Raw genomic sequence first — 21293 nt, forward strand, 5'->3', positions numbered from 1 at the left:
TGAATCCCCATTGGATAGCCCAATACGGCGTGGAGTATAGCGCAAGCCAAGCAACGGAAGTGGTGCGAAAAAAATATGGATTCCACATACATCTTGCAACATATCTCAACGCCGCCGGAGGCCCGTGCCACAAGGGATTCGACAGCTTCCTGCAAGGAGCGTGGTATATTTGCCGCTTTTCGTTGGAAGCCAGTCCCGTGACGCTTCACTTCGACGTTCTGATTATCGGCAGCGGTCTTGCCGGTCAATCGGCCGCATTGCGGCTCGCAGATACCCACCGCGTTGTCGTCATCAGCAAACGCGCTCTGGAAGACAGCGCCTCCAGCTGGGCGCAGGGTGGCATCGCCGCTGTTCTCGACAGCCGCGACTCGATCGAGGCCCATATCCGTGACACCTTCACGGCCGGCGCCGATCTCAACGATGCTGCCGCCACCCGTTTTGTCGTCGAAAATGGCCGCCGCGCCATCGACTGGCTGATCGAGCAAGGCGTGCCCTTCTCGCGTGACGAAAAGGGCTACCACCTGACTCGCGAAGGCGGTCACAGCGCGCGCCGCGTCATCCACGTCGCCGACGCTACTGGCCTTGCCGTTCAGGAAACCCTGACGCCCAAGGTGCGACGCCATCCCAACATCACGATTCTTGAAAACCACATCGCGATCGACCTGATCACGGCAGCCAAGCTGGGCCAGCCTGATGACCGCTGCCTAGGCGCGTATGTGCTGAACACGCAGAGTGGCGAGGTGCTGACGATTGGCGCGCCGAACACGCTCATCGCCACAGGCGGCGCCGGCAAGGTCTACCTCTACACGACCAACCCGGATACCTCGACCGGCGACGGCATCGCCATGGCCTGGCGGGCCGGCTGTCGTGTCGCCAACATGGAATTCATCCAGTTTCACCCGACCTGCCTGTATCACCCGCAAGCCAAGTCATTCCTGATTTCCGAAGCGGTACGCGGCGAAGGCGGCATCCTGCGCCTGCCCGACGGCACACGCTTCATGCCGGCACACGACGAACGCGCCGAACTCGCGCCACGCGACGTCGTCGCCCGCGCCATCGACTTCGAGATGAAAAAACGCGGCCTCGACTGCGTCTATCTCGATATCTCGCACAAGCCGGCGGACTTCCTCTCCGAACACTTCCCCAACATCCTCGCCCGCTGCCTGGAGCTGGGCATCGACATCACCCGCCAGCCGATCCCGGTCGTTCCGGCGGCCCACTACACCTGCGGCGGCATCGTCACGGACCTCGACGCGCGCACCGACCTGCCCGGTCTCTATGCCGCCGGCGAAGCCTCGTACACGGGGCTGCACGGCGCCAACCGACTGGCCAGCAATTCGCTGCTCGAATGTCTTGTTTTTTCCGAGGCGGCGGTCAAGCACATTCAGGCTCATACCCCTCCGGCCCTGCCGACCCTGCCGGCCTGGGATGCCAGTCGCGTCGCCGACCTCGACGAAGAGGTCGTCATCTCGCACAACTGGGATGAACTGCGGCGCTTCATGTGGGACTACGTGGGCATCGTGCGCACGACCAAGCGACTGCAACGCGCACAACACCGGATTCGTCTGCTCATGCGCGAAATCGAGGAGTTCTATTCGAACTTCCACATCACGCACGATCTCATCGAACTGCGAAACCTTGTCGTTACCGCCGACCTGATCGTGCGCTGTGCGCTCAAACGACGCGAAAGTCGCGGCCTGCATTTCAGCCGCGACTACCCCGACCTCCTCGCCACGCCCAAGCGCACCATTCTCAGACGCGGACGCCCGACGCGCCGCTAGTATCAGCGCGCCAACGCAACCAGACGCGCAGGGCGCGGAATGGCTCGCGCCCATGAAAGCAATCGGCAGGAAGCGTCAGGCTGAGGCGACGATCTCGCCTCCCCGCCTCGGCGGCTTCCACACGCAGGCGCAGCACGACGCACCACGGCAGCAGCGCCGTCTCCGGCAAGACGCAGCACTCCTCCCATTGGCCCGCAGCATCGCGCACCGCGAACCCACCCCGCACGCCGCAGCGTAACGCGCTCACCGGCGCCGGACGCGCACTCCGCCAAAACGAGAGCAGCAACAGCAGATCGCAAACAGCAGCAACCCACGCCGGCCAGGCGGGAACCCAAACGCAAAGGGCTGCACCGAAGTGCAGCCCTGCAAGAAAGAGCGGTAGTGCGCGCGATGGGCGAAGCTCAATCAGCCGGACCGACGACACGACGGTCGCCGATCCGCTGCCCGCCGCCGAATCAGACGCGCCGGATGACAAGCGTGCCGTTGGTGCCGCCGAAGCCGAACGAATTCGACATGGCCACATCAATGGCCATCGGCCGCGCCTCGTTGGCGCAGTAGTCGAGGTCGCAGTTTTCGTCCTGATTGAAGATGTTGATCGTTGGCGGCGAGACCTGATGGTAGACCGCCAGCGCCGAGAACACCGCTTCGATACCGCCGGCAGCGCCGAGCAGGTGACCGGTCATCGACTTCGTCGAGTTCACCACGAGCTTCGCCGCATGATCGCCGAAAGCGCGCTTCACGGCGACGGTCTCCGCCTGGTCGCCCAGCGGCGTCGAAGTCCCGTGCGCGTTAAGGTACTGCACATCGTGTGGATTCAGGCCCGCGTCGCGCAAGGCTGCCTCCATGCAACGCGAGGCACCTTCACCATCCGCACACGGCGCGGTGATGTGATTGGCATCGGCGCTGCGGCCGTAACCGACGAGCTCGCCATAAATGCGGGCGCCGCGTGCACGGGCACGTTCGAACTCTTCCAGCACGACAACGCCAGCGCCTTCGCCGAGGACGAAACCATCACGATCACGATCCCACGGACGACTTGCCGTGGCCGGATCATCGTTACGCGTCGACAGGGCACGCGCCGCGCAGAACCCCCCCATACCGAGAGGCGAAACGGTCGATTCGGCACCGCCGGCGATCATCACATCGGCGTCGCCGTAGGCGATGATGCGCGCGGCCTCACCAATGCTGTGCGTGCCGGTGGAACAGGCCGTTACCAGCGAGATGTTCGGTCCCTTGTAGCCATACATGATCGACAGATTGCCGGAGATCATGTTGATGAGGGAGCCAGGAACGAAGAACGGCGACACCTTGCGCACGCCCCCCGCCAGATAGTCGTCGTGCGTCGTTTCGATCAGCGGCAGGCCGCCGATACCGGAACCAACCGAGACGCCGATGCGTTCAGCATCATCAGGATTGGCCGTCAAACCCGCGTCACGAATAGCCTCCATCCCGGCGGCGATGCCGTAATGGATGAAGGTATCCATGCGCCGCGCGTCTTTCGGGGCAATGTACTGGGTGACGTCGAAGTCCTTGACTTCACCAGCGATCTTCACCGGGAACGTCGACGTATCGAAGCGCGTGATCCGATCGATACCGGAGCGTCCGGCAAGGATGTTTTGCCAGGCCTGATCAACCGTGTTGCCGACCGGAGATACGATCCCTAGGCCGGTAATGACAACTCTGCGGCGCGCCACTTTTTGCTCCCGGAAAATAACGAAACGACCGGATACGACTACTACCGGATTTCAAAAGACTGCCGGCAATACGTGCCGGAAAAAGAGAACCGGACCGCCACACTCGCGTGCCAGTCCGGCGACAGGGCGACCAAAGCGTCGCCACTGCAATTACTTCTTGTGATTGACGACGTAATCGATTGCTTGTTGAACCGTCGTGATCTTTTCTGCTTCTTCGTCGGGGATCTCGCACTCGAATTCTTCTTCGAGGGCCATCACCAGTTCGACGGTGTCCAGCGAGTCGGCACCCAGATCGTCAACGAACGAGGACTCGTTCTTGATATCCGCTTCGTTCACGCCGAGTTGTTCAGCAACGATCTTCCTGACACGCTGTTCAATGTTTTCCATTTTAGGGCTCCTTCCCTGATTGCCGGTTTCAAACAAACCGGCGCATTCTACCAAATCGACCGACGCATACCAAACTTCAACGCCGGCCCTCCAAGAACTCCTTACTACATCAACATGCCGCCGTTGACATGCAGCGTCGTCCCGGTGATGTACGCCGCACCGGGCGATGCGAGGAAGGCAACCGCAGCGGCAACGTCCTGCGGCGAACCCAGACGCCCCAGCGGAACGTTGGCCAGCATCGCTTCTTTAACCTTCTCGTCCAGCACATGGGTCATGTCCGTGGCGATGAAGCCCGGCGCTACGCAATTGACCGTAATGTTGCGGCTACCCAGCTCGCGCGCCAGAGCGCGGCTCATTCCGCCAACGCCAGCTTTGGCAGCGCAATAGTTCGCCTGCCCCGGATTACCGGCATGACCGACCACCGACGTCACATTGATGATGCGTCCGCCGCGCGCCTTCATCATGCCGCGCATGACGGCTTTCGACAGCCGGAACACCGCCTTGAGATTGGTCTCGATGACCGCATCCCACTCATCGTCCTTCATGCGCAAAGCAAGGTTGTCGCGGGTGATGCCGGCATTGTTCACCAGAATACCGACCGCGCCGTGCGTCTTTTCGATATGCGCCAGCAGCTGTTCGACCTGGGCGGCGTCACGCACTTCGAGCACGCCGCCTTCGCCCTTGAACCCCGCCTCGGCGAGATAGGCGCCGATACGCGCCGCACCCTCTTCACTCGTTGCCGTCCCGATGACGGTAGCCCCCAGGCGGGCGAGTTCGAGCGCAATGGCTTGACCAATACCGCGCGATGCGCCGGTAACGAGGGCGATTTGTCCATCAAGCATGAGCCGACTCCACGGAAGAAAGGGCTGCTTCGAGGGTAGTGAGATCTGCCAGCGCAATGCCGGTAACGCCTTCGGCACAGCGCTTCGTCAAACCGGCGAGTACTTTGCCCGGCCCGCATTCGATTACCGAAGTCACACCCTGCGCAGCAATCGCCCGCACGCTATCGACCCAGAGAACGGGCGAACACGCCTGACGGACCAGGGAGGCTTTGATGACCTCCGGATCCGTCTCGATGCGGGCAGCGACGTTATTCACGACCGGAATCTGCGGCACGGCGAAATTGACCGCCGCCAAGCCTTGCGCCAGACGTTCTGCCGCCGGCCGCATGAGCGAGGAGTGGAATGGCGCGGAGACCGGCAACAGCACGGCACGCTTGGCGCCGGCCGCCTTGCACAGCTCGCAGGCGCGCTCGACGGCGCGCTTGCTGCCGGCAATCACGGTTTGTCCGGGCGCGTTGAAATTGACCGCCTCGACGACTTCGCCCTCGCCGGAATCGGCAGACGCCTGCACGCACGCCGCACGAATCCCTGCGTCGTCCAACCCCAGAATGGCGGCCATCGCGCCCGTTCCTGCCGGCACCGCCTCCTGCATCGCGGCTGCGCGCAGACGAACCAGCGGCACCGCGTCGGCAAAGGAGATCACGCCCGCCGCGACCAGCGCCGCGTACTCGCCCAGACTATGTCCGGCGACGACCGCCGGCAACGCACCACCTTTTTCGCGCCACAAGCGATAGACGGCGATACCTGCCGCCAGCATGACCGGCTGCGTATTCACCGTCAGGGCCAGCGCCTCGGCGGGGCCATCCGCCACCAACTGCCAGAGATCTTCGCCCAGAGCCGCCGATGCTTCGTCAAAGGTCGAGCGCACGATCGCGGCATCGCCATAGGCGGCCATCATGCCGACCGACTGCGAACCTTGCCCGGGAAATACGAACGCAAATGCCACTGCGAATCCTCCGTTGAACGTTAAACCAAAGCTGAGTCGCACACTGGCCAGCCGTCAGCCGAACCAGCGCCGCTGCGGTCGATGACTGCCTAGAACTCGAAGAGTACCGCGCCCCAGGTAAAGCCTCCGCCCACACCTTCGAGCAGGACTTTCTGACCGCGCTGCACGCGACCGTCGCGAACCGCGGCATCCAGCGCCAAGGGCACAGAGGCGGCCGAGGTATTGCCGTGGCTGTCGACCGTGACGATGACCTTGCTCATGTCGAGCCCCAGTTTGCGGGCGGTCGCCTCGATGATGCGGATGTTGGCCTGATGCGGAATCAGCCAATCCACCTGCGTCGGCGTAACGCCAGCGCTCTCACAGCACTCCTGCGCAGCTTCGGACAAGGCCTTGACGGCAAAGCGGAAAACCGCCTGCCCATCCATGCGCAAGAACGGGTCACCCGTCACCTGTCCATCCCGCACGTTGCCGGGAACACACAGGATGTCGCGGTACGCGCCATCGGCATGCAAGGAAGAAGCGAGAATGCCTGGCGCATCGGCAGCTTCCAGCACGACCGCGCCGGCGCCGTCGCCGAACAGCACACAGGTGGAACGGTCCTGCCAGTCGAGAATGCGCGAAAACACCTCGGCGCCGACGACCAGCGCGCGACGATGCCCACCGGCACGAATAAATTTCTCGGCAATCGTCAGCGCATAAACAAAGCCACTGCACACTGCTTGTACATCGAAGGCCGTCGCGCCGCTGTTCCCCAGACGCCCCTGCAACATGCAGGCAACGCTCGGAAAGACATAGTCAGGGGTCGACGTCGCCACGATGATGAGATCGATATCGGCGGCACTGACACCAGCCGACTGCAAGGCGCGCTGGCTGGCCTCGACGGCGAGATCGCTGGTCGTAGTGGCAGCATCGGCAAGATGACGGAAGCGGATGCCTGTGCGTGTGCTAATCCACTCGTCGCTGGTATCAATCCCGCGCGCCACCAGATCGTCATTGCTGACCGGCGCGCCGGGCAAATAGCTGCCAACTCCGGCAATTCTCGCGAACATCAAGCAGGCTCCGGTTGAGTCTGGCCTTGCGCCACGCGCTCGGCGATACGCGCCAAAACGCCGGTGCGCACGGCGTCCGCTGCCCGCGCGATGGCGAAGCCGTAGGAAAACGCGTCCGCCGAACCATGGCTCTTGACGACGATACCCTTGAGTCCGAGCAGACAGGCGCCGTTGTAACGGCGATGGTCGAGGCGATTCTTGAAGCGCTTGAGGACCGGCAAAGCCAGCACGGCGATCAACCGCGTCAGCATGTTGCGCCCGAACTCCTGCCGCAGGAAGAACGCGAGCATCTGCGCCAAGCCCTCGGAGGTCTTCAGCGCCACATTGCCGACGAAGCCATCACAGACGACGACCTCGGCTTCGCCTTTATACAAGCCATCGCCTTCGACGTTGCCGATGAAGTTGAGCCCGGAATCCCGCAGCAGATCGGCCGCGCGTTTGACAACATCGTTACCCTTGATCTCTTCCTCGCCGATATTGAGGATGCCGACCGTGGGACGATCATTGTGCTCGATCGCGCCGACCAGCGAAGCGCCCATGATGCCGAACTGCAGCAGATGCTCGGGCGAGCAATCGACGTTCGCCCCAAGATCGAGGACGTGCGTATGACCGCTTTGCGTCGGCAAGGAAGCACAAATCGCGGGACGATCGATCCCTGGCAACATTTTCAGCACGAAGCGTGAAATAGCCATGAGCGCGCCGGTATTACCGGCCGACACACAGGCGTCCGCCTCGCCGTGGCGCACCAGATCAATGGCCACGCGCATGGAGGAATCCTTCTTGTTGCGCAAAGCAAGCGAAGGCGACTCATCCATGCCGATAATCTGGCTGGCGTGGCGCAAGGTGACACGCGGAAGATCGGCGGCGCCCACATACTTGCGCAACACATCTTCCTGTCCCACGAGAACGACGGAGGCATCGGGCGTGTCGCGGACAAACGCCAACGCGGCCGGCACCGTGACTGCCGGACCGTGATCCCCGCCCATGCAGTCGATGGCGACGGTAATAGTCATCAAATCATCAAATTCGGCGCAAAACAAAGGGCAGAGAAGCCACCCTGCGGATGGCTCGTCTGCCCTCGTCTGGGCGAATTACTCGCCCTTGGCCTTGGCGACCTTCTGGCCGCGATAGAAACCGGACGGGCTGACGTGGTGGCGCAGGTGCGCCTCGCCCGTCGTCGGCTCAACCGCCAGCGGCGGGTTGGTCAGAAAATCGTGGGCGCGGTGCATACCACGCTTGGAAGGGGACTTCTTGTTTTGCTGAACAGCCATGAATCGCTCCTGTCTTCAAAATCAGCTTGACCGGCCCTTGAGGGCGGTCAGCGCGGCAAAGGGTGAAACACTATTTGCACCCTGCCCAAGAGCGGGCGGAGTACAGCTTTCATGCCGCGGCGCCAACGGCAGAGCAAGAATGATCTCGTCCTCAATCAGCGCCACGACGTCAAGTTCTCTTTGTGCGGGAAGCAAATCCTTCGAGTCGTCTTCGACTTCTTCCTGCGATAAATCCACTTCGCGGCTCACCAACTCGAGCAGATTGCGCAACTCCAACGGATAGCGCATCGACTCAAGACAGCGTTGGCAACGCACTTGCAGCAGCGCATCAATCTCAATGCGCAACTGCGGCTCGCCTTGCGGGCCTCTTGCCGCATCAACCCGATAGCGCACTGCGCCGTCGGTTGCCGACAACCAGTCATGCAGACGAGCCAGCCCAGAGACAGGCAACTCGCCTTGCAGCGAACCCTCATCCCGGACAAACGACAGGCTGTCAATCACGATCCGTTGCGGCATAGGGGGCGCATGATATTATTTTCGCCCCCCGAAGTCCAGTCGAATACGACACTGGCCCACACATTCTTCGGCAGGGCCGGCCTCTCGCCATTTCGCACGCATTCCTGCCCTTTTTCCTAGCCTTGGCGCCTGGCACAAACCGCATTGAGCGCCCTACTCTTTCTTCCGACCAGCGCAACACTCCAGTCATCGACCATGAGCAATTCAACACCAGCGCAACTCGTCCTCGCCTCAACCTCCCCGTTCCGCCGCGAACTCCTGGAACGTCTCGGACTACCCTTCACCACCGCAAACCCGGCGACCGACGAAAGCGCACGCGCGAATGAAACCCCGCAAGCTCTCGCCCTGCGCCTTGCCGAAGCAAAGGCACGCGCCGTCTCCGCACAATTCCCCAACGCACTGATTATCGGCAGCGACCAGGTCGCCTATCTGGGAGACGAGCTATTCGGCAAACCCGGCACGCACGAAAACGCCGTCCGGCAACTCAAAAAAATGAGCGGGAAAACCGTCGATTTTTATACCGCGCTTTGTCTTGTCAACAGCGCCACGGGGCACGCGCAAACCGTCGGCGTCCCAACCGCCGTCACATTTCGGCAACTCAGCGACGACGTAATCGAGAACTACCTCCGCCGCGAGCGCCCCTATAACTGCGCCGGAAGCGCGAAGTCCGAAGGGCAGGGCATCGCCCTGATTGAGCGCATCGATGGCAGCGACCCCAACGCGCTCATTGGCCTGCCACTGATCGCGCTGTGCACTCTACTCTCCAACGAAGGCGTCGCAGTCGTCTAAGGGAGTGTTCCGAAAAGAGCAAAACACCCCCCGCAACAAAAACGGGAGGACGCATCCTCCCGTTTCGCGAACGCCGCACACGCTCTAACGCAAGCGCGTCACATCGCCCTCGCCCAACAGACCGAAGCTCAGATTGCGCGCCATGTCGGCCCCCAAACGCTTGGCAAAGCGCTCGGCGATGTTGTCCTTGACGGTGTAATCGAGCAGCTTTTCCGCTTTGAAAATGTCGCGCGCCACGGAATCCACCGTGCCGTAGTCGTCGGCCAAGCCCAGCTGAATACTCTGGCTGCCCGTCCACATCAAGCCTGAGAACATATCCGGAGTTTCTTTTAGGCGCTTGCCGCGGCCTTGGCGAACCACCTCGATGAACTGCTTGTGGATTTCAGCGAGCAGCAGTTTGGCGTGCGTCTTCTGCTTCTCGTCCTGCGGCGAAAACGGATCAAGAAAACCCTTGTTTTCGCCCGCCGTGAGCAGGCGGCGCTCAACACCGAGCTTCTCCATCGTGCCAGTAAAGCCAAAGCCGTCCATCAAAACGCCAATCGAACCAACGATGCTCGCACGATTGACGTAGATGCGATCCGCCGCCACTGCCACATAGTAGCCACCGGAAGCACACATATCCTCGACCACCGCATAGAGCGGAACTTCCGGATGGAGGGCGCGCAGACGGCGGATTTCGTCATTGATGATGCCGGACTGAACAGGGCTGCCGCCAGGGCTGTTGATGCGCAGAACGACACCTGCCGTACCCTTGTCCTCGAAGGCCGCCTGCAAGGCGCCGGTAATCTTCTCGGCGCTCGCCTCACCTCCCGGTTCAATGACGCCGTGCAGATAGATCACCGCCGTGTGCCGCCCCTCCGCGAGCTTATCGGAGTCCCCCCAGTCAACGACCAAGGCCAATACGGCGATCAAATACACCAAGACAGCGGATTTAAAGAAAATCCCCCAGCGGCGCTTCACCCTTTGCTCTTGCAGCGTGGAAAAAGCGATTTTTTCCAGCAACTGGCGTTCCCACTGCGGCTCGTTTTGCGGGGTTTCCAAAATAGACTCGTTCTCGATCAAATAAGGAAGGCCGTCATGCACCGGGACGGCAACCGGAATACAGCACTCTCAGCGTCGACCACAAACCGACAAAGCGAGTGCCTTCAAACAAAAAATTCAGGCGTCGAGTATAGCGTGGAATGAAGGTCTCTTTGGCCGCCGGCGCTTCGTGAGCCGCCCCATCGCACAATCAGACGAGAACACGCATCGACTTCACGAATCACTCAAACGCCCCGAACTGCGACAAAAGCGCTCGCGACCGAACAAAAGCACCGCGCAAGCCCCCCCGTCAGGCGTTCGCTCGCAGCCAAGTCGTCAACTCAGCAACCGAATCGACGCGCGCAAGCGGCGCCAGCGCGTCGAGAGTCTCGGCCGGATGTGCGCCGTAGGCGACGGCAAGACCCGCAACACCGGCATTCTTCGCCATCTGCATGTCGTGCGTCGTGTCGCCGACCATCAAGGTCCTTTCGGGCGAAACAGCCAGTTCGTCCATCAACTCTTCGAGCATCTGCGGGTGCGGCTTTGAATGGCACTCGTCCGCACAGCGCGTCGCCACGAAGCGATGGGCAAGCGCGCTAGCACGCAAGGCTCGGTCGAGGCCTTGCCGACTTTTGCCCGTCGCCACAGCGAGCAGAAAATCCTGTTGCGCCAACTCATTCACCAACTCGGCCGCCCCTGCAAAGAGTTTCAGCGCGTGGTCTCCGGCGAGGTAGTGGTGGCGATAACGCTCCACCATCTGCGGGTAACGCCCTTCCGGCAGATCAGGAGCGGCGTAGCGCAGCGCGTCATGCAGTCCCAGGCCGATGACGTGTCGTGCCCGCGCCTCCGGCGGTTCCGACACATCGAGATCGCGACACGCCGCCTGAATGGCTTCGACAATGGCCCCCGCAGAATCGAGCAAGGTGCCGTCCCAATCAAACACGATCAGATCAAAACGCTTGGCCATAATCCTGCGCGTCATGTTGCGAAAGGTAGTGCAAGAAAGCCACTAGCGCCGCCGGCAGCGAGGACTCCAGAAAAACCGGTTCGCCAGTCAGGGGGTGAGGCAAGCGGATCTGCTTGGCGTGCAGGAACATGCGCTTGAGCCCCTCCCGCTGCAACTCACGGTTGAGCGTGAAATCACCGTACTTTTCGTCGCCAACGATAGGAAAGCCCAGGTGCGAGAGATGCACGCGAATCTGATGGGTGCGCCCGGTCTTCAACTCCGCCTCAAGGAGGCTGAAACGCCGCCACCGGCCGAGCAGACGGAAGACGGTGTGCGAGGCTTTCCCGTCGTCAGCGACACGCACCCGCCGCTCACCTGACGGCAACTCGTACTTCAGCAGCGGCAAACGCACATTGCGCAAGGGATCCATCCAGCGCCCGCTGACCAGGACCCAATAGCGCTTATCGACTCCGCCGCCACCCCGGAATTGATCATGCAGAGCATTCAACGCCGAACGCTTCTTGCCAACCAGCAAAATCCCGGAAGTTTCGCGGTCGAGGCGATGCGCGAGCTCGAGAAAGCGTGCCTCCGGACGCTGCTTGCGCAGCGCCTCGATGACACCAAAGCTGACGCCACTCCCGCCGTGCACGGCAATGCCGGCCGGCTTATCGACTGCCAGGAACGCGTCGTCCTCGAAGAGGATCGGCAAATCGGCCTTGATGGCAGCGCCATCGACGATCTCGGCATCGCGCTGCGCCACACGCAGCGGCGGAATGCGCAGCAGATCACCAGTCTTGAGACGATAAGACGCCTCGACGCGGCCGCTATTGACGCGCACCTCGCCGCTGCGTACACAGTGATAGATTCGGCTGCGCGGAACCCCTTTGCATACCCGCAACAGATAGTTGTCGAGGCGCTGCCCGTGGTCTTCTTCGCTGACGATTGTCTTTGTTACGGAAATTTTGCCAACTTCGGCCATATTTTTATATACTGGCGTGGATTTGCGTCTCGGATGGAAAGGGGCGCTGACCCGTGAGACCGTCGAACGGCTGCAGTCATGAAGATTGACTGCGACGCCTATTTTCCGGCAGGCCTCAGTCGTCCCGCTTGCGCCAATCTGCGCAAGATCATGTTCCGCGCAAATCACCTGGTTAAGTACGCTCACCAAAAGTAGCGATACTACTTCATTTGCGCGCGCCCAGCACGTGCGGACCGCCCCAAGCAGATTTCCCGGCCTTGAAATTCAAGGCGCGAAAACAGACCGGACCAGCGAGACATTTCTTTAGTTGCCAAACCGGAAAGCCCATGAAGCGTCCTGACTACAACTAATCCGTCGCTGCCTGCACAAGGCGCTCCCCCCGTTTTAGCGCGCGGGAGCCAAGCTGATGAAACGCATGCTTTTCAATGCAACACAGGCCGAAGAACTCCGTGTTGCCATTGTCGATGGTCAGAAAATTATTGATCTCGATATTGAATCGGCCGCAAAAGAACAACGAAAAAGCAATATTTATAAAGGCGTCATCACCCGCATCGAGCCCAGCCTCGAAGCAGCGTTCGTAGACTATGGCGCCGAGCGCCATGGCTTCCTGCCCTTCAAGGAAGTCTCCCGTGCTTTTTTCCAGCCGGGCGTTGAGGGCAGCAAGGCCACCATCCGCGAAGCTCTGCGCGAAGGCCAGGAACTCATCGTTCAGGTCGACAAGGATGAGCGTGGCAACAAGGGCGCTGCGCTGACCACCTTCGTCAGCCTTGCCGGCCGCTACCTCGTGCTGATGCCGAACAATCCGCGTGGCGGTGGTGTTTCGCGTCGCGTCGAAGGCGACGAGCGCGCCGAATTGCGCGACATCCTCGACCAACTGCAAACGCAACAAGGCATGAGCCTGATTGCGCGCACGGCCGCCATCGGCCGCAGCGCCGAAGAATTGCAGTGGGACCTCAACTACCTGTCGCAACTGTGGAAAGCCATCGAAGGCGCCGCCAATCAACAGCAGGGCGCCTTCCTGATCTATCAGGAAGGCAGCCTCGTGATCCGGGCGATCCGCGACTACTTCCAGCCTGACATCGGCGAAATCCTGATCGACACCGACGAGGTATTCGAGCAGGCGCAGCAGTTCATGTCGCATGTCATGCCCGGCAACGTCAATCGGGTCAAGCGCTACCGCGACGACGTGCCGCTCTTTTCGCGTTTCCAGATCGAACACCAGATCGAATCGGCGTACTCGCGTCAGGTCAACCTGCCCTCTGGCGGCGCCATCGTCATCGACCACACCGAAGCGCTCGTCGCCATTGACGTGAACTCCGGCCGCGCCACGCGCGGTGCCGATATCGAAGAAACGGCGTTCAAGACCAACCTCGAAGCTGCCGAAGAACTCGCCCGCCAGCTCCGCCTGCGCGACCTCGGCGGGCTGATCGTCATCGATTTCATCGACATGGAAAACCAGCGCAACCAGCGCGAGGTGGAAAACCGCCTGCGTGATGCTCTGCGTTGCGACCGTGCCCGCGTGCAAACCGGCAAGATCAGCCGCTTCGGCTTGATGGAACTGTCGCGTCAGCGGCTGCGTCCGGCCCTCGCCGAAACGAGCTACATCCCCTGCCCGCGCTGCTCCGGCACCGGCCACATCCGCAGCGCCGAATCGGCCGCCCTGCACATCCTGCGCATCCTCGAAGAAGAGGCGATGAAGGACAACACCGCCGCCGTGCATACACAAGTGCCGGTCGACGTCGCCACCTTCCTGCTCAACGAGAAGCGCGCCGACATTCAGGCCATCGAGTTGCGCCAGAAGGTCAATGTCCTGCTGATCCCCAATATCAACCTCGAAACGCCGCAGCACAGCATCGTCCGTCTGCGTCATGACGAGTTGAATCAGGAAGACCTGCAACTGCCGTCCTACAAGCTGGTGGATGCGCCACCGGAGGAAACGCGTCGCCCCGGCTCCCTCGGCGGTGAGCCGCGTCCGCCCCGCCAGGAAGCCGCGATCAAGAACATCCGCCCGGCCCAACCCGCACCGCTCGCCGTCGAAAAAACGCGCGAAGGCGCTGCGGTGCGTGAAGCGGCACCGGTTGCCCCGCGTGACGGTGGCGTCTTCAGCCGCCTCTTCTCCTGGCTGATCCCGGCTGCACCCAAGCCCGCCGAAACGCCGTCCGCGCCAGCAGCCACCCCGGCGCCGGCTGCGACGTCGGCAACGCCTGCACAACGCGAAGGACGTAATGATGGTCGTCGCGGACGCGGTCACGGTCGCGACGAAGAGCGCGAACGTCCTGCCCGCGAAGGACGCGACGGTCGTGGCGAAAATTCACGTGACAAGCGCGAAGAGCGCCCGGCGCATGCCCGCGACGAAAACCGCAAGCCGCGCGAAGCCAGCAAGGACGGACGCGACAACAAGGAAGGCCGTGACAACCGCCGTCCGCAACGCGGCGAGACTCGTCCGGAGCAGCCGCGCAAGGAAGCGGTTGCCGTGGAAGAAGCGGTCACGCCGGCCACTATGGTCGCCGCCACCGAAGTTCCGAGCGAAGAGACATCCACGGGACGTCGCCGTGGCCGTCGCGGCGGTCGTCGTGACCGTGGCGAGCGGCTCGAGCAAACCGCCGACCGTGCAGAAGCCGTTGATCAGGGCCGCACGTCGCCGCAGATCAGTGAGGCCGCTCAGCCGGTAGCGCCGGCGCTTGCCAGCGAAACGTCCGCCAGTGCCGCACCGACTGAAGCTCCGCGTGCTGCTGCTCCCGTGGCGCACGTCGAGCCGACGAGCGCTCCACAGGAAGCCCCAGCCGTCGTCAGCAATGCTCAGGTACCGACGGCTATCGCTCCGGCAGCTGCCAAGCCGATCGTAGCCCCCGAGCACGTCGCGCTTGAGCTCGCCCCGGCACCGGTTGAAACCGTCGTCGTCGCCACGCCGCCCGTCGAAGCCGCCCCGGCGCAGCAGGAGGCTCCGCGTGAGGCCGCAGCGACTGAGACTGTTCAAGCAGCCACCGAGCAGCCGGTCGCCGCCGTGCCGGTCGCGGCTCCTGTCGCAGAGGCGGCGCCGCAAGCCACCTCCGTCGCCGTCGCGCCGGTTGTCGCAACGCCTGCGCCGGTCGATCTCGACGAGGTTCTCGCCAGCAGCGGACTGGTGCTGGTGGAAACCAGCAAGGCAATCGCTGCGCCGCAGGAGCCTGCGGCACCGGTAGAAGCGCCGCGGCCGCGTCGCCGCCGTCCGAGCGCACCGCCGCCGGTCGATGAGCCGCTGCAAATGGTTGAAACGCGCAAGTAAGCCGCGCGAGGCACCAACGACAACGGGGCGCTATCAAGCGCCCCGTTGTCGTTGACCTGTCGAAACGGCTAATCGGCGGATCGGTCCGCGGGGTCCCCTTCGCCCGACACCTGCGCCGAACCGACAGAACGAACCGGATTGACCGGATTTTCTGCCGACTCGCCAGCAGCGACGTGCTGCACGGCTGCGAGGCGTTCTTGCAGAACCGCCAGCAAGCCGGCGGACGCGTCCTCGACCATGTCGATCACCAGATCGAAGCCGTAGCCGAGGCCGTAAAAAGGATCGGGCACCTCGTCGTCCTCAAAACCTTTGGCGTAGTCCATCAACAAGCCAAGACGCTCGTGCTGCGCAGGCGCACAGAGACGGCGCAAGCACTCCAGATTGCTGCGATCCATGGCCAGAATGAGGTCGAAGTACTCCATGTCCTGCGGCGCCACCTTGCGCGCGCGCATGTCCGTCAGGTCGTAGCCGCGACTGGCGGCGGCGCGCTGCGTACGCAAATCCGGCGCTTCACCGACGTGATAACCGTGGGTGCCCGCCGAGTCGACTTCGACCTCGGCATCGAGGCCGTGACGGCGCAATACTTCGCGAAAGACGCCCTCCGCCGTCGGCGAGCGGCAGATGTTGCCCATGCAAACGAAGAGGACTTTGATCATCGAAGCGATTCAGTGATGGGCCGGAGAAAATCCCCGCCGCAGGTTGTCCGAACGCGTGCGGGAGGGCGTTGCCACGCGCAAAGAGGATGCAAATTGTGAACAGCCGAGCCTGACTATAACCGACAACTCGGAAGACGCTCAACGCGCAATGCTCCGCGCATGAAAAAGGCCGCATCGCTGATGCGGCCTTTTTGCCGGGCGAATCGATCTCCGCGCGCGCCATGGCGCACGCGCGCGGTGCCAAGCGCCGCCTTAACGTGCCCCGGCCGAGAGAGCCAGCATCAGATCGTTGATACGACGGACAAAACCCGCCGGATCGTCAAGCGTGCCGCCTTCGGCGAGCGTCGCTTGTTCGAAGAGGAGGTTGGCCCAATCGCCAAAGCGACCGCCTTCGTCACCGCCTTCGTACTTCAGACGCTGCACCGCCGGGTGATGCGGATTGATTTCGAGGATCGGCTTGAAATCCGGCGCCTTCTGGCCGGCCGCCTTGAGGATGCGCGACAGGTTGCCGCCGACATCGTGTTCGTCGGAGACCAGGCACGACGGCGAATCGGTCAGGCGCAGGGTGACGCGCACGTCCTTGACCTTGTCACCGAGCGCGGTCTTAATCTTGTCGACCAGTTCCTTGTACTCGTCGGCGGCCTTGGCGACTTCTTCCTTCTCGGCTTCGTCTTCCAGCGCGCCCAGATCGACGCCGCCCTTGGCGACCGATTGCAGCGGCTTGCCGTCGAACTCGGTCAGGCTGCCAGTGACCCACTCGTCGACGCGGTCGGAGAGCAGCAACACTTCGATGCCCTTCTTGCGGAAGATCTCGAGGTGCGGACTGTTCTTGGCGGCAGTAAAGGTTTCGGCGGTGACGTAGTAGATCTTCTCCTGGCCTTCCTTCATGCGCGACACGTAGTCGGCGAGCGAAACCGTCTCGTCAGCGGTATCGGCATTGGTCGAGGCAAAGCGCAGCAGCTTGGCGATGCGCTCCTTGTTGGCAAAGTCTTCGCCGACGCCTTCCTTGAGCACGCGGCCGAATTCCTTCCAGAAGGTGGCGTACTTTTCCTTTTCGGCGACGTCATCGCTGTCGGCCAGACCTTCGAGCAGGCCCAGCACCTTCTTCACGCAACCGCCGCGAATCGCCTCGATATCCTTGCTTTCCTGCAGGATTTCGCGCGAGACGTTGAGCGGCAGATTGGCCGAGTCGACAATGCCGCGCACGAAGCGCAGGTAGAGCGGCATCAGCTGCTCGGCGTCGTCCATGATAAAGACGCGCTTCACATAGAGTTTGACGCCGTGACGCGCATTGCGATCCCAGAGATCAAAGGGCGCGTGCGCCGGAACGTACAGAAGCTGGGTGTATTCCTGCTTGCCCTCGACGCGCGCATGCACGTAGGCCAACGGCTCCTGGAAGTCGTGCGAGACGTGCTTGTAGAACTCCTTGTACTGCTCGTCGGTAATCTCCGATTTCGGACGAGCCCAGAGCGCCGACGCCTGATTGACGGTCTCTTCTTCGTCGCGAACGACTTGCTCGCCCTTCTCCTGATCCCATTCTTCCTTATTCATCAGGATCGGCAGCGTGATGTGATCAGAGTACTTGCGGATCACCTGACGCAGTTTCCAGCCAGAAAGGAACTCGTCGTCGCCTTCGCGCAGATGCAGGATCACGTCCGTGCCGCGCGTCGCCTTCTCCGTCGCCTCGACGCTGAAATCGCCCTCGCCGGCCGACTCCCACTTCACCGCCTCATTGGAGGCCAGACCGGCGCGACGCGAGACGACCGTCACGCGGTCGGCAACGATGAAGGACGAGTAGAAACCGACACCAAACTGGCCAATCAGGTGCGCATCCTTGGCCTGATCGCCGGTCAGTGCCGAGAAGAACTCACGCGTGCCCGACTTGGCGATGGTACCGAGGTGCTCAATCGCGTCTTCGCGCGACAGGCCGATACCGTTGTCGGAGATAGTCAGCGTGCGTGCTTCCTTGTCGGCACGAATGCGGATTTTCAGCTCGCCGTCGTCGCCGTAAAGATCGGCGTTGTTAAGCGCCTCGAAACGCAGCTTGTCGCAGGCATCGGAAGCGTTGGAAACGAGTTCGCGCAGGAAGATTTCCTTGTTGCTGTAAAGCGAATGGATCATCAGCTGCAGCAGCTGCTTGACCTCGGTCTGGAAACCCAGCGTTTCCTTAGTAGCACTCATGCAAATAGCTCCCTTGTGCAGATGTTCGATGGAATGAGATGTCGGCGCGAAAGGCGGCGGTCAGGCCGACGGTGTGCGTAGCGCACCGTCGGCCTGACCAACGAGACACAGCTTTCGCGAACGAGCGGCAGATGGGGATACTGCAGCCGATTTCAAGATGGCCTCGTCGACGCGCATCGCGTCAGGCAGACGCGCGGCTAATCGTCGACCGATGCCAACGCGCAACGATTGCGGCCGGCGTCCTTGGCCCGATACAGCGCCCGGTCGGCGCGCGCGAGGAGCGTATCGATGCTGTCACCGGCGTGATGAATGGCGATTCCGATGCTGACAGTAAACGCGATGGGCGCATGCCCGGCGCCGACGCAACGGACCGCCTCGACGGCGCGCCGGATGCGCTCAGCCGCCTCCTGGGCGCCCTCCTCACCGGTTTCCGGCAGCACGGCGGCAAACTCCTCGCCACCGATTCGCCCCAGAAGATCGACGGAACGCGTCTCATCGGCGAAGACACGGGCAAAGAGCCGCAGGGCCTCATCACCCACCGCATGCCCGTTGCTGTCGTTGACGCGCTTGAAATGGTCGAGATCGATCATCAGCACCGCCAGCGCCCGCTCGAAGCGCACGGTTCGCGCCAACTCGGCTTCGGCCTGCGCCAGAAAATGCGCGCGGGTGTTGAGATTGGTCAGCGGATCGGTGGTCGCCAGACGGCGCAGTTCCGATAGATGACGGTAATGCTCGATCGCCACCGTCGCCAACCGTGCCGCATGCGTCACCACGGTCTGCTCATGGGGCAACTCCGGACGTGGCGCGTGAAAATAGAGCGAGAACGCTCCCAAGGCGCGCCTTCCGGCAGAAAACAGGGGCGTCGACCAGCAAGCCTGCATCCCGTTCTGCGCCGCGCAGGCGTGCCGACCAGCCCAGAGCGGACTGCTGGCAATGTCGTCGACACGAACCGGGTGGCCGAGATAAACGGCGGCACCAGCCGCTTCGGCCGTCGGCCCGACGGCCAGACCAATGCGCTGACTGCGGAATTCGTCGGAGAGGCTCGGCGCGACCGCGTCGCGAAACGTCACGCCGTCACCGTCGAGCAACTCGATCGCGCACGAAGCGCCCGGCATGTGCCGCTCGGTTTGCTGGCAAATCTCGGAGAGGATCACGGACAGCGGCTCCCCGACGGCGATCAGCTCGAGAATGCGGTGCTCGCTGACCATCAAGGCATCCGCGCGCTTCCAGTCGGTGACGTCCATCGCCGCGTCGATCAGCAGAGCGGCGCCGTCCACCTCGACCTGATGCTGATGCGCCAGCAGAATGCGTCCGTCGGGCAACACCTGCTCGCGCACGAAGGGGTGGTGCTCGGACGCCAGACGGGCTGCGTCGTCCGGCCATTCGCCTCCATCAGTGGCAGGCGCAGACGCCTCATCGCGCTGCCCCAATAGATCAGCGGCCGGGCGACCGAGAAATTCGGCGGCCTGCTCATTGACGATCAGATACTCGCCGATGGCGTTACGCACCTGCACGCCGATTGGCAAAGCGTTGAGGATCGCTTCCGTCAGGCCGGTCTGATGGACGAGCTGGCGCTGCCCTTCCTTGACCTGCTGCGCCTGCCATTCGATCTCGGCGAGCAAATCGCGAACGTAGTCGCTCTCGATCACGTCGAGAATGTCGGAAAACGCGAGCAGGGAAACCAGACTGCCATGCGCGTCCGTGACGCCCAGATGGCGGATACCCTGCCGCGCAAAAATACGCCGTGCCGCGAACAAGGGCTCGTCCTGCCGGATCGTCAGCAAGGGAAAATGCGCAATCGCGCCTGCCGCGATATCAAGCTGCGCGTCGGCCAAGGCGCCGACGATGTCGCTACCGGTGATGATGCCCATTCGCTCGTCGTCACAGACCACCAGTGCGTCGATCCCCTGCTGACGCAGTTCGGCGCGCACCTCGGCCAGCGGCCGGTCGGCCGTCACGATCACCGGTCGCCGCCGCGCTACCGAAGCGACATCGCGCGCGGTCAGACACGATGCCGCCGCCTGATGGCGGACGACATCGGTCTGCGTGACCATGCCGCAGCGCTGACCGTTCTCATCGACCACCAGAAGATGACGGATACCCTCGCGCTGAAAGCGTTGCGCCGCCTCGCCGAGCGTTGCTTCCGGCGAAATCTGCCGGACCGGCGCGCTCATCAGCGCACGCACCGGTTGTTGCAGGTCGGCGACCGAATTGAACGTGCCGCTCAAGGCGTCGCTGGCCGTCCAGATACCGCAGGGAAGGTCGTTCTCGACGATCAGAATCGAGCCACACCCCGCCGCGCGCATGCGCGCGGCCGCCGTCGCCACCGGCGTGTGCGGCGCGCACTCGAGAAGCTCGCGCTGCATCACCTCGGCTACCAAATAATCCCCTTTCATGCCGGGTTGTCCTCATAGCAAAGTGCTGAGACCTCAACCTCCCGCCAGCCCGCCGGACTCTGAAAGCGGACCAGGTCGCCCACCCGCGCGCGCAAAAGAGCGCGCGCCAGTGGCGATACCCAACTGATCCAGCCTCGCGCCAGATCCGTCTCGTCGACGCCAACGATGCGAAAGGTCTGATCCTCCCCTTCCTCATCGGTCAGTGTCACCGTCGCGCCAAAAAACACTTGATCGCAGCCCTGACGCAGCGCCGGATCGACCACCTCGGCCAGATCGAGACGCTTGGTCAGAAAACGGATGCGGCGATCAATCTCGCGCAAGCGTTTTTTGCCGTAGAGGTAATCGCCGTTTTCGGAGCGGTCGCCATTGGATGCCGCCCAAGCGACCACTTCGACCATCTGCGGCCGTTCCCGACGCAGCAGGTGCTCAACCTCCGCCTTCAGCCGGGCATGCCCCTGCGGCGTAATGTAATTACGGGTGCCCGCAGGCAGGGGCGGCGCAGCGGCCGGGGCGCCGTCCTCATCCTCGTCTTCGTCGCTCTCGCGGGTGAATGCCTTGCTCATTGCTTTACCACG

19 protein-coding genes are annotated in these 21293 nt (G+C 62.5%); 3 read left to right on the plus strand and 16 right to left on the minus strand.

Annotated features, from left to right (window positions below; translation table 11 throughout):
• Nucleotides 1-197: 197 nt before the first annotated feature.
• Complete coding sequence (nadB, locus tag GHK24_RS03700; protein WP_340666087.1) at nt 198-1781, plus strand: L-aspartate oxidase; 1584 nt, start codon at nt 198-200, stop codon at nt 1779-1781.
• On the opposite strand, the gene GHK24_RS13870 is transcribed toward nadB, so the two are convergent.
• The 9 genes from GHK24_RS13870 to GHK24_RS03745 form a co-directional block, all read right to left on the minus strand.
• Nucleotides 1753-2304 (minus strand): protein YgfX, encoded by a 552-nt coding sequence (locus GHK24_RS13870; RefSeq protein WP_340642720.1) that lies wholly within the window; start codon nt 2302-2304, stop codon nt 1753-1755. The genes nadB and GHK24_RS13870 overlap by 29 nt on opposite strands.
• Nucleotides 2237-3475, minus strand: coding sequence for a beta-ketoacyl-ACP synthase II (gene fabF / locus GHK24_RS03710; protein ID WP_340666088.1), 1239 nt, complete (start codon nt 3473-3475; stop codon nt 2237-2239). The genes GHK24_RS13870 and fabF overlap by 68 nt, the downstream gene beginning before the upstream one ends.
• 150 nt (nt 3476-3625) lie before the next feature.
• Complete coding sequence (gene acpP, locus GHK24_RS03715; RefSeq protein ID WP_153469242.1) at nt 3626-3862, minus strand: acyl carrier protein; 237 nt, start codon at nt 3860-3862, stop codon at nt 3626-3628.
• 104 nt (nt 3863-3966) lie between these two features.
• Entirely contained in the window at nt 3967-4704 is a 738-nt protein-coding gene (fabG, locus tag GHK24_RS03720; RefSeq protein ID WP_153469245.1) for a 3-oxoacyl-ACP reductase FabG, read from the minus strand.
• Nucleotides 4697-5650: an ACP S-malonyltransferase gene (fabD, locus tag GHK24_RS03725; RefSeq protein WP_340666089.1), complete on the minus strand. Its 954-nt coding sequence runs from the start codon at nt 5648-5650 to the stop codon at nt 4697-4699. Before fabD ends, fabG begins: the two co-directional genes overlap by 8 nt.
• 89 nt (nt 5651-5739) lie before the next feature.
• Complete coding sequence (locus tag GHK24_RS03730) at nt 5740-6702, minus strand: beta-ketoacyl-ACP synthase III (protein ID WP_153469248.1); 963 nt, start codon at nt 6700-6702, stop codon at nt 5740-5742.
• The gene (plsX, locus tag GHK24_RS03735) at nt 6699-7712 is read right to left on the minus strand and encodes a phosphate acyltransferase PlsX (RefSeq protein WP_153469251.1); all 1014 of its coding nucleotides are present in this window, start codon (nt 7710-7712) and stop codon (nt 6699-6701) included. Before plsX ends, GHK24_RS03730 begins: the two co-directional genes overlap by 4 nt.
• 78 nt (nt 7713-7790) lie before the next feature.
• Entirely contained in the window at nt 7791-7970 is a 180-nt protein-coding gene (gene rpmF / locus GHK24_RS03740) for a 50S ribosomal protein L32 (RefSeq protein ID WP_153469254.1), read from the minus strand.
• A 21-nt stretch (nt 7971-7991) separates the two neighbouring features.
• On the minus strand, nt 7992-8486 hold the full coding sequence (locus GHK24_RS03745) for a YceD family protein (protein WP_153469257.1): 495 nt from the start codon (nt 8484-8486) through the stop codon (nt 7992-7994).
• 195 nt (nt 8487-8681) lie between these two features.
• On the opposite strand from GHK24_RS03745, the gene GHK24_RS03750 reads away from it, so the two are divergent.
• The gene (locus GHK24_RS03750; protein ID WP_153469260.1) at nt 8682-9275 is read left to right on the plus strand and encodes a Maf family protein; all 594 of its coding nucleotides are present in this window, start codon (nt 8682-8684) and stop codon (nt 9273-9275) included.
• Nucleotides 9276-9359: 84 nt separating this feature from the next.
• Here the strand turns inward: GHK24_RS03750 and GHK24_RS03755 are convergent, their stop codons facing one another.
• From GHK24_RS03755 to GHK24_RS03765, 3 genes are all read right to left on the minus strand, one after another.
• Nucleotides 9360-10337: a S49 family peptidase gene (locus GHK24_RS03755; protein WP_228384529.1), complete on the minus strand. Its 978-nt coding sequence runs from the start codon at nt 10335-10337 to the stop codon at nt 9360-9362.
• 268 nt (nt 10338-10605) lie between these two features.
• On the minus strand, nt 10606-11262 hold the full coding sequence (locus GHK24_RS03760) for an HAD-IA family hydrolase (protein WP_153469263.1): 657 nt from the start codon (nt 11260-11262) through the stop codon (nt 10606-10608).
• On the minus strand, nt 11246-12220 hold the full coding sequence (locus GHK24_RS03765; RefSeq protein WP_153469266.1) for an RluA family pseudouridine synthase: 975 nt from the start codon (nt 12218-12220) through the stop codon (nt 11246-11248). Before GHK24_RS03765 ends, GHK24_RS03760 begins: the two co-directional genes overlap by 17 nt.
• Before the next feature lie 406 nt (nt 12221-12626).
• Between GHK24_RS03765 and GHK24_RS03770 the strand changes: the two genes are divergently transcribed.
• Nucleotides 12627-15485 (plus strand): Rne/Rng family ribonuclease, encoded by a 2859-nt coding sequence (locus GHK24_RS03770; protein ID WP_153469269.1) that lies wholly within the window; start codon nt 12627-12629, stop codon nt 15483-15485.
• A 68-nt stretch (nt 15486-15553) separates the two neighbouring features.
• Here the strand turns inward: GHK24_RS03770 and GHK24_RS03775 are convergent, their stop codons facing one another.
• The 4 genes from GHK24_RS03775 to greB all read right to left on the minus strand — a co-directional run bounded on the left by GHK24_RS03775 (nt 15554) and on the right by greB (nt 21281).
• Nucleotides 15554-16141 carry an arsenate reductase/protein-tyrosine-phosphatase family protein gene (locus GHK24_RS03775; RefSeq protein WP_153469272.1) on the minus strand — a complete coding sequence of 196 codons (588 nt, stop codon included), beginning with the start codon at nt 16139-16141 and terminating at the stop codon, nt 15554-15556.
• Nucleotides 16142-16393: 252 nt separating this feature from the next.
• On the minus strand, nt 16394-18322 hold the full coding sequence (gene htpG / locus GHK24_RS03780) for a molecular chaperone HtpG (protein ID WP_153469275.1): 1929 nt from the start codon (nt 18320-18322) through the stop codon (nt 16394-16396).
• Between the two features lie 197 nt (nt 18323-18519).
• Complete coding sequence (locus GHK24_RS03785) at nt 18520-20718, minus strand: diguanylate cyclase (protein WP_153469278.1); 2199 nt, start codon at nt 20716-20718, stop codon at nt 18520-18522.
• Nucleotides 20715-21281, minus strand: coding sequence for a transcription elongation factor GreB (gene greB / locus GHK24_RS03790; RefSeq protein ID WP_153469281.1), 567 nt, complete (start codon nt 21279-21281; stop codon nt 20715-20717). The genes GHK24_RS03785 and greB overlap by 4 nt, the downstream gene beginning before the upstream one ends.
• Between the last annotated feature and the right edge of the window lie 12 nt (nt 21282-21293).

The organism is Rhodocyclus gracilis (genome assembly GCF_009617575.1).
GTDB lineage: Bacteria > Pseudomonadota > Gammaproteobacteria > Burkholderiales > Rhodocyclaceae > Rhodocyclus > Rhodocyclus gracilis.